Origin of the sequence: Thioclava sediminum, assembly GCF_002020355.1 — a bacterium.
GTDB lineage: Bacteria > Pseudomonadota > Alphaproteobacteria > Rhodobacterales > Rhodobacteraceae > Thioclava > Thioclava sediminum.
This window is the reverse complement of the sequence record NZ_MPZV01000002.1, coordinates 896,036-909,478: the sequence shown is the minus strand read 5'-3', so window position 1 is coordinate 909,478 and position 13,443 is coordinate 896,036. Positions and strand designations below refer to the sequence as shown.

Annotated in this window: 14 protein-coding genes; 11 read left to right on the top strand and 3 right to left on the bottom strand. The window is 63.3% G+C overall.

The features are described 5' to 3' along the window. Window positions 1-43 precede the first annotated feature (43 nt). From BMI91_RS11710 to putP, 5 genes are all read left to right on the top strand, one after another. Window positions 44-574, top strand: a complete 531-nt coding sequence (locus BMI91_RS11710; protein ID WP_078605013.1) for a DUF1643 domain-containing protein — start codon at window positions 44-46, stop codon at window positions 572-574. A gap of 87 nt (window positions 575-661) precedes the next feature. Beyond that, a complete protein-coding gene (locus tag BMI91_RS11705) occupies window positions 662-1,684 on the top strand; it encodes a calcium-binding protein (RefSeq protein ID WP_078605012.1) in 1,023 nt (340 codons plus the stop codon). Window positions 1,685-1,809: 125 nt separating this feature from the next. Then, the gene (gene rpsO / locus BMI91_RS11700) at window positions 1,810-2,079 is read left to right on the top strand and encodes a 30S ribosomal protein S15 (protein ID WP_075776826.1); all 270 of its coding nucleotides are present in this window, start codon (window positions 1,810-1,812) and stop codon (window positions 2,077-2,079) included. 291 nt (window positions 2,080-2,370) lie between these two features. Then, window positions 2,371-2,682, top strand: a complete 312-nt coding sequence (locus BMI91_RS20185) for a sodium:solute symporter family transporter (protein WP_208607976.1) — start codon at window positions 2,371-2,373, stop codon at window positions 2,680-2,682. Continuing rightward, complete coding sequence (gene putP, locus BMI91_RS11695) at window positions 2,630-3,817, top strand: sodium/proline symporter PutP (RefSeq protein ID WP_244176614.1); 1,188 nt, start codon at window positions 2,630-2,632, stop codon at window positions 3,815-3,817. The genes BMI91_RS20185 and putP overlap by 53 nt, the downstream gene beginning before the upstream one ends. Before the next feature lie 61 nt (window positions 3,818-3,878). Here the strand turns inward: putP and BMI91_RS11690 are convergent, their stop codons facing one another. Next, window positions 3,879-4,562: an NYN domain-containing protein gene (locus tag BMI91_RS11690; RefSeq protein ID WP_158522145.1), complete on the bottom strand. Its 684-nt coding sequence runs from the start codon at window positions 4,560-4,562 to the stop codon at window positions 3,879-3,881. 264 nt (window positions 4,563-4,826) lie between these two features. On the opposite strand from BMI91_RS11690, the gene pnp reads away from it, so the two are divergent. Further along, a complete protein-coding gene (gene pnp / locus BMI91_RS11685) occupies window positions 4,827-6,971 on the top strand; it encodes a polyribonucleotide nucleotidyltransferase (protein ID WP_078521507.1) in 2,145 nt (714 codons plus the stop codon). 139 nt (window positions 6,972-7,110) lie between these two features. Here pnp and BMI91_RS11680 read toward each other — a convergent pair whose 3' ends face one another. Beyond that, a complete protein-coding gene (locus BMI91_RS11680; RefSeq protein WP_078521505.1) occupies window positions 7,111-7,764 on the bottom strand; it encodes a peroxiredoxin in 654 nt (217 codons plus the stop codon). A gap of 179 nt (window positions 7,765-7,943) precedes the next feature. Between BMI91_RS11680 and BMI91_RS11675 the strand changes: the two genes are divergently transcribed. The 5 genes from BMI91_RS11675 to BMI91_RS11655 all read left to right on the top strand — a co-directional run bounded on the left by BMI91_RS11675 (window position 7,944) and on the right by BMI91_RS11655 (window position 12,196). Continuing rightward, a complete protein-coding gene (locus BMI91_RS11675) occupies window positions 7,944-9,380 on the top strand; it encodes an aldehyde dehydrogenase family protein (RefSeq protein WP_078605010.1) in 1,437 nt (478 codons plus the stop codon). Between the two features lie 126 nt (window positions 9,381-9,506). Continuing rightward, a complete protein-coding gene (locus tag BMI91_RS11670; protein WP_078605121.1) occupies window positions 9,507-10,295 on the top strand; it encodes an exodeoxyribonuclease III in 789 nt (262 codons plus the stop codon). Between the two features lie 96 nt (window positions 10,296-10,391). Next, window positions 10,392-11,309, top strand: coding sequence for a thioredoxin family protein (locus BMI91_RS11665; RefSeq protein ID WP_078605009.1), 918 nt, complete (start codon window positions 10,392-10,394; stop codon window positions 11,307-11,309). Window positions 11,310-11,336: 27 nt separating this feature from the next. Beyond that, on the top strand, window positions 11,337-11,975 hold the full coding sequence (locus BMI91_RS11660) for an LON peptidase substrate-binding domain-containing protein (RefSeq protein WP_078571183.1): 639 nt from the start codon (window positions 11,337-11,339) through the stop codon (window positions 11,973-11,975). Continuing rightward, on the top strand, window positions 11,972-12,196 hold the full coding sequence (locus BMI91_RS11655; protein ID WP_078521497.1) for a Trm112 family protein: 225 nt from the start codon (window positions 11,972-11,974) through the stop codon (window positions 12,194-12,196). Before BMI91_RS11660 ends, BMI91_RS11655 begins: the two co-directional genes overlap by 4 nt. An 11-nt stretch (window positions 12,197-12,207) precedes the next feature. On the opposite strand, the gene BMI91_RS11650 is transcribed toward BMI91_RS11655, so the two are convergent. Next, window positions 12,208-13,434 carry an FAD-dependent monooxygenase gene (locus BMI91_RS11650; RefSeq protein WP_146684077.1) on the bottom strand — a complete coding sequence of 409 codons (1,227 nt, stop codon included), beginning with the start codon at window positions 13,432-13,434 and terminating at the stop codon, window positions 12,208-12,210. Window positions 13,435-13,443: the final 9 nt, after the last annotated feature.

Below are 13,443 nucleotides of genomic sequence, written 5' to 3'. Positions count from 1 at the left end.
AGGCATCCGCCCTCTGTCACGCACATAACGGTCAGGACGAGAGATGATCACCCGCGAGCATATCAAAGGCGACGCCCCCTCCATCGCGGTCTATTCGGATTGCGAGAATTACCGCTATCTGCTCACGCGGGTCTGGGATGACAGCAAGCCGCGGGCGCTGTTCATCATGCTCAACCCCTCGACCGCGACCGAGGTGCAGAACGACCCGACCGTGGAGCGCTGCGAGCGCCGCGCGCGGGCGCTGGGCTTCGGGGCGTTCCGGGTGACCAATATCTTCGCCTATCGCGCTACCGATCCGAAGGTGATGCGGGCGCAGCCGGACCCGGTCGGGCCGGAAAACGATGCGGCGATCCGCGAGAGCCTCGACTGGGCAGGCGGCCCGGACGACCGGATCATCTGCGCCTGGGGCGCGCATGGCGCGCATCTGTCGCGGGGCGCTGACGTGGAAGACTTGCTGCGCGAAAGCGGTCGGGCGCTGCATCACCTCGGGCTGACCAAGGCGGGCGCGCCGAAGCATCCGCTCTATATCGCCTATGAGCATCAGCCCGAGCTGTGGTTCACCCCCGAGGGCTGAGCGAACCGTTAAGCATTTAACGCTTGTTTTCTAGGGTATCCGCGCCGGCAGCGGTAGATTTCTCGCATCTTCACGGGGGTGAGAGAGATGTTGTTTCTGTCGGGTGTTCTGGGCCTGCTGATGGCGGGCGCCACGGCGGGTCTCATGGTGGCTTCCTCCGAACCCGAGGAGGAGACGCCGGACGATCTCGAGACCGCTGATGCCGAGGCTGGGGAGGTCTCTCTGCTGGCCGAGGTCAGTGCTGGAGAAATCGCACCCGAGCCGCTCGCAGCGTCCGAGCCGGGGCCGGGCGATGACATCACTTGGGGCGATGCGTCCGACGATGCGATCGCCGGGGAGGCGGGTGACGATCAGATCAACGGCTATGATGGCGATGACAGCCTTTGGGGCGGGGACGGCGACGACCAGATCCTCGGTGCGTCCGGCAACGATACGCTCTGGGGCGATGCGGGGACCGACACGCTGATCGGCGGCGACGGCGAGGATGAACTCGTCGGCGGCATGGAGGCGGATCTCCTATCCGGCGAGTTCGGATCGGATCGGCTCTTTGGCGAGGCCGGGGAGGACACGCTGATCGGGGGCGCGGGCGACGATATGCTCGCGGGCGGCGCCGACGACGACACGCTAATCGGGGCCGAAGGCGCGGATGTGCTGACCGGGGATGCCGGGCGCGACGAGCTGAACGGCGATGCCGGGAACGATGTGCTGTTCGGCGTCACGCCGGAGACGCGCGATGCGGGGGCGGCCGATGCCGATACGCTCAATGGCGAGGCAGGGGAGGACGTGCTGCTAGGCGGCTCGGGCGATTGGCTGCATGGCGGCGAAGGGGGCGATAGCTTCGCGCTGGGCGATTGGATCGATCCGAACGCCCCTGCGACAATCGCAGATTACACGGCCGGGCAGGACCGGCTGGCGGTCATCTACGATCCGCAGGGCACCGCCACGCCGCAGATCAGTATCGAGCCTTCCGAGGCGCATCCCGGTGCGGCGTGGATCCTGCTCGACGGCATCCGGCTGGCCGAGGTGCTGGACGCGGCCGGGCTGAACGCGCAGGACGTGGCGCTGCTCACGCCCGCGCAATTCGCGGCGCAGCAGGCCATGGCGCTTTGAAATAAGGCTTTTCAACACGACGATTCGCGTCTATACGCGCGCATCTGTCCCGAAAGGGGCAGTCTATGGACCTTGCTGGACGACATCCCGGCTTGCGCCCGAACCCTCAATGTAAGGAGATCCCGATGTCGATCACTGTCGAAGACAAGAACGCGCTTATCAAGGAATACGGCACCAAAGAAGGTGACACCGGTTCCCCCGAAGTTCAGGTCGCAGTTCTGACCAAGCGCATCGCGAACCTGACCGAGCACTTCAAAGAGCACAAGAAAGACAACCACTCGCGTCGTGGTCTTCTGATGCTCGTCGCGCAGCGCCGCAAGCTGCTCGACTACCTGAAGGCGAAAGACGTCGCACGTTACCAGTCGCTGATCGAGCGTCTCGGCCTGCGCCGCTAATCCGCCTCGGATTGGAATTCGAAACGCCCGTGCCTTTGGCGCGGGCGTTTTCATTTGCGTAATCCCATTTCAGTCTCGCAATTGCGGTTCACTTGCGAAATTCCGTGTGAATTGCCTGATTTGATAGTTTAGGACTATATGGCTGCAAAAGTCAGCAATTTTGGACGAATGGCCTAACCTTAGAAAAACTTTGGTCGGTTCGACTTCTTGTCCTCCTGTATCGTCCCCTCCAAACGGGAAAACGCAGGCATCTGCACTACCTTGCAGGTGCCGTAACAGGGAGGATGAACAATGCAGATCGGAGTCTGGATCAGCTTGGCACTGTATTTCGTGCTGATGCTGGCCATCGGGGTCTATGCGTGGCGCAAGTCCACGTCGAGCTCCGAGGAATATATGCTGGGCGGACGTAATCTGCCGCCCGCGGTTGCCGCCCTGTCGGCAGGCGCATCGGACATGTCGGGATGGCTGCTTCTGGGTCTGCCGGGCGCGCTTTTTTGTGTCGGGCCTGACGCAAAGCTGGATCGGCATCGGCCTTTTCGTCGGCGCATTCGTGAACTGGATCGTCGTGGCGCCGCGTCTGCGCGAGCAGACCGAGCGCTATGACAACGCGCTGACCATCCCGGGTTTCCTCGCCAATCGCTTCCCGAGCCACGCGACATTGCTGCGGATGGTTTCGGCGGTGATCATCGTGGTGTTCTTCGCGGTCTATACCGCGTCGGGTCTCGTCGGCGGCGGCAAGCTTTTCGCCAGCGCCTTCGGCGGCAGCTACATGACCGGGGTCATCCTGACGCTGGGTGTCGTGCTGGTGTACACCGTGATCGGCGGCTTCCTCGCCGTGTCGCTCACCGATTTCGTGCAGGGCTGCATCATGATGCTCGCGCTCGTCATCATGCCGATCGTGATCCTCACGACCGGTCAGGGCGACGGCGTGGACGCGGCTGCGAGCCGGCTGACCGATATCGACCCGAATTTCCTGTCGATGACGAATGGGCTGACCTTCGCGGGCTGGCTCTCGGCGGTCGCCTGGGGTCTGGGCTATTTCGGCCAGCCGCATATCATCGTGCGCTTCATGGCCGTGCGCTCGGTCGCCGATGTGCCGAAAGCGCGGAATATCGGCATGGGCTGGATGGCGATCTCGCTGATCGGCGCGATCTCGGTCGGTATCTTCGGCCGCGCCTATGCGCAGCGTAACGGGCTCGACGTGCAGGATCCGGAGACGATCTTCATCATCCTCTCGAACCTGCTGTTCCATCCGCTGGTGACCGGCTTCCTTTATGCCGCGCTTCTGGCGGCGATCATGTCGACCGTGTCGAGCCAGCTTCTGGTGTCGTCCTCGTCGCTGACCGAAGACTTCTACAAGATCGTCTTCAACAAGGACGCCTCGGACCGCACGTTGGTGAATGTCGGCCGTCTTGCCGTGCTGGCAGTGGGGATCGCGGCGATCATCATCGCGTCGAACCCCGACAGCAAAGTGCTCGGCCTCGTGTCGAACGCATGGGCCGGTTTCGGTGCCGCTTTCGGTCCGCTGATCATCCTGTCGCTGACCTGGAAGCGGATGACGGGTCTGGGCGGCGTGGCTGGCCTCGTCGTCGGTGCGCTGACCGTGATCGTCTGGATTTCGCTGGGTTGGGGCTCGTTCCTTTACGAGATCATCCCGGGCTTCATCGCGGCCTTCATCGCCATCGTGGTGGTGAGCCTCGCGTCCGAAGACAGAGGCGAGTTCCGCCCGATCGAATGATCGAAGAGCTTACGAGCATCATTGCGCCCGTCCCGAAAGGGGCGGGCGTTTTGCATTCTGGCTATTTCGCTGCGGCGGAAAGTTGAGAAAATCCATTAGGGCGGCATCGCACGCGTGCCTTGGGCCCCTTTGGTTCAAGCGCGAAGAGTTTCGGACGGTTCGAAAAATAGGGGCGCCACTTTTTATCTGGCAAGTTCCCGATCAAGACCCCGTGGTCTTTCTTCATGATCGTCGCCAGTTCCGCGAGGGGCACTCCAGCGCCGTCCTTGCTGTGTGCCTCGATCGCTGCGCGAATTTTTTCATCGAGACTGGCAGATTTCTTGACTGCTGGCGGTCGTGCCGGAGCTGCGGTCGTTTTTGACTTCAGCAGATGAAACACTGAACAGCTTTCACGAAATGCCTTCGGCGCTTTCTCCTGTCCGACGCCGTGCACTTCCATCCCTTTTTCCCTGAGCCTGGTCGCGAGGTGGGTGAAGTCACCATCGGAGCTTGCGATGACGAACCGTTCGGCGCGTCGTTCCAATGCGAGCTCGAGTGCGTCGAGGGCGAGCAACACGTCTCCTGCGTTCTTGCCGCTTCCGGAATGCACCAGCCGGATCGAAGGGCTGTCGCCCCACGATCTAATCTGCGTGACATCACCGTAGGCACGCCGGATGAAAGCGCCTGGCGCGAACTTGAGGATCTGGGAAGCAAAAGTGGCGGAGATGTTCTCGCCATCGATGAAAAGGGCAGTGGGTTTGTTCATGGGGCCACAATAATCAATGTTAATAACTACAGGCCGAGGATGGCGGGCCAATCTGGCCAGAATTGGGCGTTGGCCGTTTCTTTCCCTAAGGACTCTTCGCTTCCCAAACCCCTTCATTTCCTGTATTGGCAGGCCCATCTGAGACGTGACGCCTCGAGCCCCCGGGCGCGTGCAACAGGATAAGGGGGCGGCGGCAATGGGGCCGCCATTCAAATCGGGAGACACGGGATACGCCCGTGAGAGCTCCCAGACAGGATACGCTGAATGTTCAATGTTGTGAAAAAATCCATCCAGTGGGGCGAAGAAGAGCTCACTCTGGAAACCGGCAAGGTTGCCCGTCAGGCTGACGGTTCGGTCATCGCCACTCTGGGCGAAACCTCCGTCATGGCCAACGTGACCTTTGCCAAGGAACCGAAGCCGGGCCAGGACTTCTTCCCGCTCACGGTTCATTACCAAGAGAAATACTATGCCGCCGGTAAAGTGCCGGGCGGCTTCTTCAAGCGCGAGGCTCGTCCGTCCGAAAAAGAGACGCTCACCTCGCGCCTGATCGACCGCCCGTGCCGTCCGCTCTTCGTGGAAGGCTTCAAGCATGAAGTGCTCGTGATGTGCACCGTGCTGTCGCATGACCTCGTCAACGAGCCCGACATCGTCGCGATGATCGCCGCTTCGGCCGCGCTGACGATCTCGGGCGTGCCGTTCATGGGCCCGATCGCCGCTGCGCGCGTCGGTTTCTCGGATGGCGAATACATCCTGAACCCCGAAGTCGACGACATGCAGAAGCTGCGGGAGAACCCCGAGCAGCGTCTGGACCTCGTCGTCGCGGGCACCAAGGACGCCGTGATGATGGTGGAATCGGAAGCTTACGAGCTGTCCGAAGCCGAGATGCTGGGTGCGGTCAAGTTCGGCCATGACGCGATGCAGCCGGTGATCGACATGATCATCGATCTCGCCGAAGCCGCCGCGAAAGAGCCCTTCGACTTCAAGGCGCCCGACTACTCGGCGATGCTCGAGACCGTCAAAGGTCTGGGCGAAGAGAAGATGCGTGCCGCTTACGCGATCTCGGACAAGCAAGAGCGCGTGGCCGCGGTCAACGCCGCCAAGGAAGAGATCAAGTCGCAGCTCACCGAAGAGCAGCTCGAGGATCCGACCCTCGGCACCGCGATGAAGAAGCTGGAATCGGCTGTTCTGCGTGGTGACGTCGTGAAGAACGGTCGCCGCATCGACGGTCGTGCGCTGGACGAGGTTCGCCCGATCGTGGCGGAAACCGGTCTGCTGCCGCGCACCCACGGCTCGTCGCTGTTCACCCGCGGCGAGACGCAGGCGCTGGTCGTGACCACGCTGGGCACCGGCGACGATGAGCAGATCATCGACGCGCTGCACGGCAACTCGCGCTCGAACTTCCTGCTGCACTACAACTTCCCGCCCTACTCGGTCGGCGAAGTGGGCCGCGTCGGTTCGCCCGGTCGTCGTGAGATCGGCCACGGCAAGCTCGCATGGCGCGCGCTGCAGGCGGTTCTCCCGGCTGCGACCGACTTCCCCTACACGATCCGCCTTGTCTCCGAGATCACCGAGTCCAACGGCTCGTCCTCGATGGCGTCGGTTTGCGGTGGCTCGCTGGCAATGATGGATGCGGGCGTTCCGCTGAAATCGGCCGTGGCGGGTGTCGCGATGGGGCTGGTGCTCGAAGAGGATGGCTCCTGGGCCGTTCTGACCGACATCCTTGGCGACGAGGATCACCTCGGCGACATGGACTTCAAGGTCGCAGGCACCGAAGAGGGCATCACCTCGCTGCAGATGGACATCAAGGTCGCCGGCATCACCGCCGAGATCATGGAGAAAGCTCTGGAGCAGGCACGCGCTGGCCGCATGCACATCCTCGGCGAGATGAACAAGGCGCTCTCCGCGGGCCGCACGGAATTCTCCGCCCACGCTCCGCGCATCGAGACGATGACCGTTCCCACCGACAAGATCCGTGAAGTGATCGGTTCGGGCGGCAAGGTCATCCGCGAGATCGTGGAAGTTTCGGGTGCCAAGGTCGACATCAACGACGACGGCGTGATCAAGATTGCTTCGGCCAATGCCGAGGCCATCAAGAAAGCGCATGACATGATCCACGCCATCGTGGCTGAGCCCGAAGAGGGCCAGATCTACACCGGCAAGGTCGTGAAGCTCGTCGATTTCGGCGCCTTCGTGAACTTCTTCGGCAAGCGTGACGGTCTCGTCCACGTGTCCCAGATCGCCAACAAGCGCCTGAACCACCCGAGCGATCTGCTCAAGGAAGGTCAGGAAGTGAAGGTGAAACTTCTGGGCTTCGACGATCGCGGCAAGGTGCGCCTTGGCATGAAGATGGTCGATCAGGAAACCGGCGAAGAAATCGCGCCGGAAAAGCGCGAAGAGAAAGCCGACTGATCGGTTTGATCCGCTAGAAGATTGAGAAAGGCCCCGGAGCGATCCGGGGCCTTTTGCTTTTTGCGCTTCGGGTGGGGCGCGCGGATATGAAAAAGCCCCGGACGCTGCCGGGGCTCTCTCGTAAGCGGGTAAGCTGGGCTCAGCCCTGCGACTTGACGGTGCGCAGATAGGGCAGCTTGACGTCGACTTCGCCGAACTTCTCTTTCGCTTCGTCGGTCGAGACCGACAGCGCGACGATCACGTCCTGACCCGGCACCCAGTTCGCGGGGGTCGCGAAGGGCTTGCCGTCGGTCGCCTGAACGGCGTCCAGCGCGCGGATGATCTCGGCGAAGTTGCGGCCGACCGACATCGGGTAGGACATGGTCAGGCGGACTTTCTTGTCCGGGCCGATGATGAAGACGGTGCGCACGGACGCCGAATCCGCGGCGGTGCGACCGTCGGGCATGTAGGCATCGGCGGGCAGCATGTCATAGAGCTTCGAGACGTTCAGCGAGGTGTCGTCGATGATCGGGAAGTTCGCGGGCGCGCCGGCGACCTGCTCGATATCCGATTTCCACTTCACGTGCTCTTCGACGCTGTCGACCGAGACGCCCATGACCTTGGTGTTGCGCTTTTCGAACTCGGGGGCGAGCTGCGCCACGGCGCCGAATTCGGTGGTGCAAACCGGGGTGAAGTCTTTCGGGTGCGAGAACAGGATGGCGTAGCTGTCGCCGATCCAGTCGTGGAACTTGATCTCGCCAGCGGTCGAGTCAGCGGTGAAATCGGGAGCGGTGTCATTGATACGCAGGCCCATGAAAAACCTCCTGTGTTTGCGTAAAATCACGTCTTTCCGGGATATAAGCCCTCGCCGGGGTCCGTTCCAGCCAGTTTAGAACCTTTTTAAACTCGGAGCCTGCGACCTTTCGTCAGGCCTTGCGCAGGACGGGGAGTGGTGAAACGCTCGCGCGCAACATCTGTGTGCCGGAGGCTGATATGATCGAGAAGCGGAATTTCTACATCGACGGGGAATGGGTCGCGCCGAAGGCTGCGCGCGACTACGAGGTGATCGACCCGTCCACTGAGGATCCCTGCGCGGTGATCTCGCTGGGTGACCAAGCCGACACGGATGCGGCGGTCGCTGCGGCGAAGGCCGCGCTGCCCGGCTGGAAGGCCACGGACCCGGCAGAGCGGATCGCGGCGGTCGAGCGGATCGCCAAGGTTTATGCCGAGCGCGCCGAGGACATGGCGCAGGCGATGAGCCTCGAGATGGGCGCGCCAATCGATCTCGCGCGCCGCAACCAGTGGGGCGCGGGGGCCTATCACATCAAGAATTTCATCGACGCGGCGAAGGCTTTCGACTGGGTGCATCCGCTGGGCGACGGCACGCCGGGCGCGATGATCGCTTATGAGGCCGTTGGCGTCGTCGGTCTGATCACCCCGTGGAACTGGCCGATGAATCAGGTGACGCTGAAGGTGATCCCGGCGATCCTCGCAGGTTGCACGATGGTGCTGAAACCGTCCGAGGAAGCGCCGCTGTCCTCGCTGCTGTTTGCGGAAATCCTCGACGCGGCGGGGCTGCCCAAGGGCGTGTTCAACCTTGTGAACGGTGATGGTGTTGGCGTCGGCACGCAGCTCTCGACCCATCCGGATGTCGAGATGATTTCCTTCACCGGCTCAACCCGGGCTGGCAAGGCCATCTCGAAGGCGGCAGCCGATACGCTCAAGCGCGTGACGCTGGAACTGGGCGGCAAGGGCGCCAACCTGATCTTCGCCGATGCGGATGAAGATGCGGTAGCGCGCGGCGTGCGCCATTGCTTCCAGAACTCGGGCCAAAGCTGCAACGCGCCGACGCGGATGCTGGTCGAGCGTTCGGCCTATGACAAGGCCGTGGAAATCGCGCGCCAGACCGCAGAGGCCACGAAGGTGGCCAGCCCGCGCGAGGAGGGCAAGCATATCGGGCCGGTCGTGAACAAAGCGCAGTTCGACAAGATTCAGGGCCTGATCGAGGCCGGCATCGCAGAGGGCGCGAAGCTCGTCGCGGGTGGTCCCGGGCGGCCCGAGCATCTCAATCGCGGCTTCTATGTCCGTCCGACGGTCTTTGCCGATTGCGATCCCTCGATGACGATCATGAACGAGGAAATCTTCGGCCCCGTCCTGTCGATCATGCCGTTTGACAGCGAAGAGCAGGCGATCGAGGTGGCCAATGCCACGCCTTACGGCCTGACCAATTACCTGCAATCGGGCGATGGCGCGCGGCGCAACCGTCTGGCGCGGCAGCTGCGCTCGGGGATGGTCGAGATGAACGGCCAGGACCGCGGCGCAGGCGCGCCGTTCGGCGGCGTGGGTTCCTCTGGCCGGGCGCGCGAGGGTGGCCGGTGGGGCATCGAGGAATTCTGCGACGTCAAGTCGATCTCAGGCTGGGCGGAATAAGGGGCGCTGCCCCTCTTGGCCTATCGGCCAATTCACCCCGGGATATTTTGAAAGAGCGAAGAGGGGCGGTTGCGAAAGCGGCCGCCCTTCGACATGATCGCGCGGCTTTTGGAACGGGAGAATGAGATGAGCTTCACGCTGGCGACCTGGAACATCAACTCGGTGCGGCTGCGCGAGGGGCTGGTGCGCAAGCTGATGGAGGAAGAGGCACCCGACGTGCTCTGCCTGCAAGAGTGCAAGAGCCCGGTCGAGAAGATCCCGCTCGAAGGGTTCAAAGAGCTGGGCTACACCCACATGGTCGCGCGCGGCCAGAAGGGCTACAACGGCGTCGCGATCTTCTCGAAAATCCCGATGGAAGAGAACTGCGCCCATGATTTTGCCGATCTCGGCCATGCACGGCACGTCGCGGGGACGCTCGAGAACGGGGTGACCATCCATAATTTCTATGTCCCCGCAGGTGGCGACGTGCCGGACCGCGAGGTGAACGAGAAGTTCGGGCAAAAGCTCGATTACCTCACCCAGATGCGCGATTACTTCAAAGCGGAAGCGCCGCAGAAATCGATCCTCGTGGGCGATCTGAATATTGCTCCGCGCGAGGATGACGTCTGGAGCCACAAGCAGCTTCTGAAGATCGTCAGCCACGCGCCGATCGAGGTCGAGCATCTGCACGATACGATGGAAGCGGGCAAATGGGTGGATATCACCCGGCAGGACATTCCCGAGGGGCTTTTGTATTCGTGGTGGTCCTATCGGGCGCGCGACTGGGATGCCGCCGACAAGGGCCGCCGGCTCGATCACATCTGGGCGACGCCGGATATCTCGAACGCGGCCCATGGCAGCCGCGTGCTGCGGGCTGCGCGCGGTTGGGAGAAGCCCTCCGATCACGCGCCGGTTTTCGCAACCTTCGATCTGTAAACCCTTGCGGCAGCGCGCCGCGGTCAAACGGGTTTGCGTTCGGCCCCTGCGAGGCCATATAGGAAAGCAAATCCTCCGCAATTTCGGGAGACGGACATGCTGGAACTGGGTGGCGGCGCCAAGGCCGCAGGCAAGAGCGAATACGTCAAGGACGTGACCGAAGCCAACTTCATGGCCGAGGTGATCGAGAAATCGCAGACCGTGCCGGTCATCGTGGATTTCTGGGCGCCGTGGTGCGGCCCGTGCAAGCAGCTCGGCCCGGCGCTGGAAGCCGAGGTCGAAGCCGCGAAAGGCGCGGTCGTGATGGCCAAGGTCAATGTCGACGAAAACCAGATGATCGCGGGTCAGATGCGCGTGCAGTCGATCCCCACCGTCTATGCCTTCTGGCAGGGCCAGCCGATCGACGGGTTCCAGGGTGCGCTGCCGCCTTCCGAGATCAAGAGCTTCGTGGCCAAGCTGATCGAAGCGTCCGGCGGTGAGACCGGCAACGGTCTGGGCGATGCGGTCGAGGCGGCGGAAGCCATGCTGGCCGAGGGCGCGGCGGAAGACGCGGCGGAGACCTTCGCAGCGATCCTCGAAGAAGATGGCGAGCTGGCGGAGGCCCATGGCGGCCTGATCCGCGCGCGCATCGCGCTGGACCAACTGGACGCGGCAGGCGCGGCTTTGGCCGCCGTGCCCCCGAAGCTGTCCGACAGCGCCCCGGTCGAGGCCGCGCGCGCGCAGCTCGATCTGGCGAAGCAGGCGCAATCGGCGGGTCCGCTCGACGATCTCAAATCCAAGGTCGAGGCCAATCCCGACGATCATCAGGCGCGCTTCGACTATGCGCAGGCGCTATATGCGGCCGGCAATGCCGAGGAAGCCGTGGACCAGCTTCTCGAGCTGTTCCGCCGGGATCGCGAATGGGACAACGAGGCCGCGAAGACGCAGCTTTTCACCATTTTCGACGCGCTCAAGCCGAACGATCCGGTCGTGGCGAAAGGCCGCCGTCGTCTGTCGTCGATGATATTTGCCTGAGGGCATGGGCGCGCTAGTTTCATCCGCATGATGAAGAAAGGCGACTTGCCCGAAATCCTTCCGCTTTTTCCGCTGCCCGGTGCGCTGCTGCTGCCCCGGGCGCGGCTTCCGCTGCATATCTTCGAGCCGCGCTATCTGCAGATGATCGAAGATTGCATGAAGACCAAGTCTCGGCTGATCGGGATGATCCAGCCGATCAAGGGGCCGGAGGGGCAAAACCACCTCAACGCGATCGGCTGCGCGGGCCGTCTGACCGGGTTCTCTGAGACCGAGGACGGGCGCTACATGATCACCCTGTCGGGGATCTCGCGCTATCGCATCGTGAAACAGATCGAGGGCTTCACCCCCTATATTCGCGCCGAGGTCAGCTGGGCCGGGTTCGAGCGGGATCTTGGTGCGGCCGAGCATGACAACGGCTTCGACCGCGACGAGTTTCTCGACCTGCTGGCGAAGTTTTTCCATGCGCAGGGGCTGGATACCGATTGGGAAACCTTGAAAGATGCCGATGACGAGTTGCTGATCAACTCGCTCGGGATGCTGTTGCCGCTGGAGCCGGAGGATAAGCAGGCGCTGCTGGAGGCGCCCTGTCTGGCCACCCGGCGCGAGACCTTGGTGACCCTGATCGAATATGCGCTGCATGGCGGCGGAGAGGAGCGGTTGCAATGAGCGACGAGACTGAGAGCGCACCGGCGCCCGAGACGGCCCGCGAGAAGCCGCTGTTCGACCGGCACATGCTGGAGGCGCTCGTGTGCCCGCTGACCCATGCGGTGCTGAAATACGATGCCGAGAAGCAGGAACTGGTTTCGCAGCCCGCGAAGCTGGCCTTCCCGATCCGGGGCGGGATTCCGATCCTGCTGGCAGACGAGGCCCGCCGGATCGACGAGTAAGGCGCGGCGTTCTAGAGCGCGCGGCCCTGCAACAGGCGGGGCAGGGGGCCCGACAGGCCCGCCGCTTGCTGCATGAACCCGCGGCGCAGTCCCGGGATCGCTTGCACCAGCCCCATCCCCAGATCGCGCCCTGCTTTCAGCAGCGGATTGTCGTTCGAGAACAGCTTGTTCACCGTATCCATGCCAAGCGCGAGCGAGGTCGAGTCGAAGCGCCGCCAGCCCTGATAGCGCTCCAGCACGTCCTCGGCGCCGATATCCTCGCCGCGGCGCATTGCCTCCACCACGATCTCCGCCAGCGCCGCCACATCGCGTAGCCCGAGGTTCAGACCTTGCCCGGCGATCGGATGCACGCCATGCGCCGCATCGCCCACCAGCGCCACGCGCGGCGCGACATAGGCTTTCGCAAGCGTCAGGTTCAGCGGGTAGGAGAAGCGCGGCCCGGCCAGTTTGATCTCGCCGAGGAAATCCCCGAAGCGCGGGCGCAGCACGGCGAGGAAAGCCTCGTCATCGAGCGCCGAGATCGTCTTCGCGTTTTCCTCGGTCTCGCTCCAGACGATGGAGGACCGGTTGCCCTTCAGCGGCAGAATGGCGAGCGGCCCGGTCGGCATGAAGAACTGCTGCGCGATGCCGTTATGGGGTTTCTCGTGCTCGACCGCGGCCACCAGCGCGGTCTGGCCGTAGCCCCAACCTTCGCGGGTGATCCCGGCGCGTTCGGCCACGCCCGACCGGCGACCATCGGCCCCGATCAGCAGCTTCGCGGTCAGGGTCTTGCCGGTGGACAGGCTCACCTCGACCCCGCCCGGCACGACTTGCTGCCCTGTCACCTGCGTCTCGTGCAGTAGCGTGATCTTGTCGCTTGCCTCCATCGCATCGAGGAAGGCGCGATAGAGGTAGCGGTCCTCCAGCATGTAGCCGACCGGCGCCTGATCCAGCTCGCGCGCGTCGAAATGCAGGAAGAAAGGGGCGGCCCCTTCGCCTGCGTGACCGTCGGCGGCTTTCACTTCCATCATAGGCTGCGCCTGTTCGGCCAGCCCGTCCCAGACGCCGATCGCGCGCAGCAATTTCTGCGACGCGATGGCCAGCGCATAGGCGCGGCCGTCGAACGTGTCGGTCGCGCGCTGGCGTGCCGGCGCGGCGTCGACGAGGGTCACGGAAAGGCCGGCGGAGGCCAGTGCAAGCGCCAAGGCGGGGCCGTTGAGCCCGCCGCCCGCGATGATGACGTCTGAATCGTGTTTCATGGCGCTTAC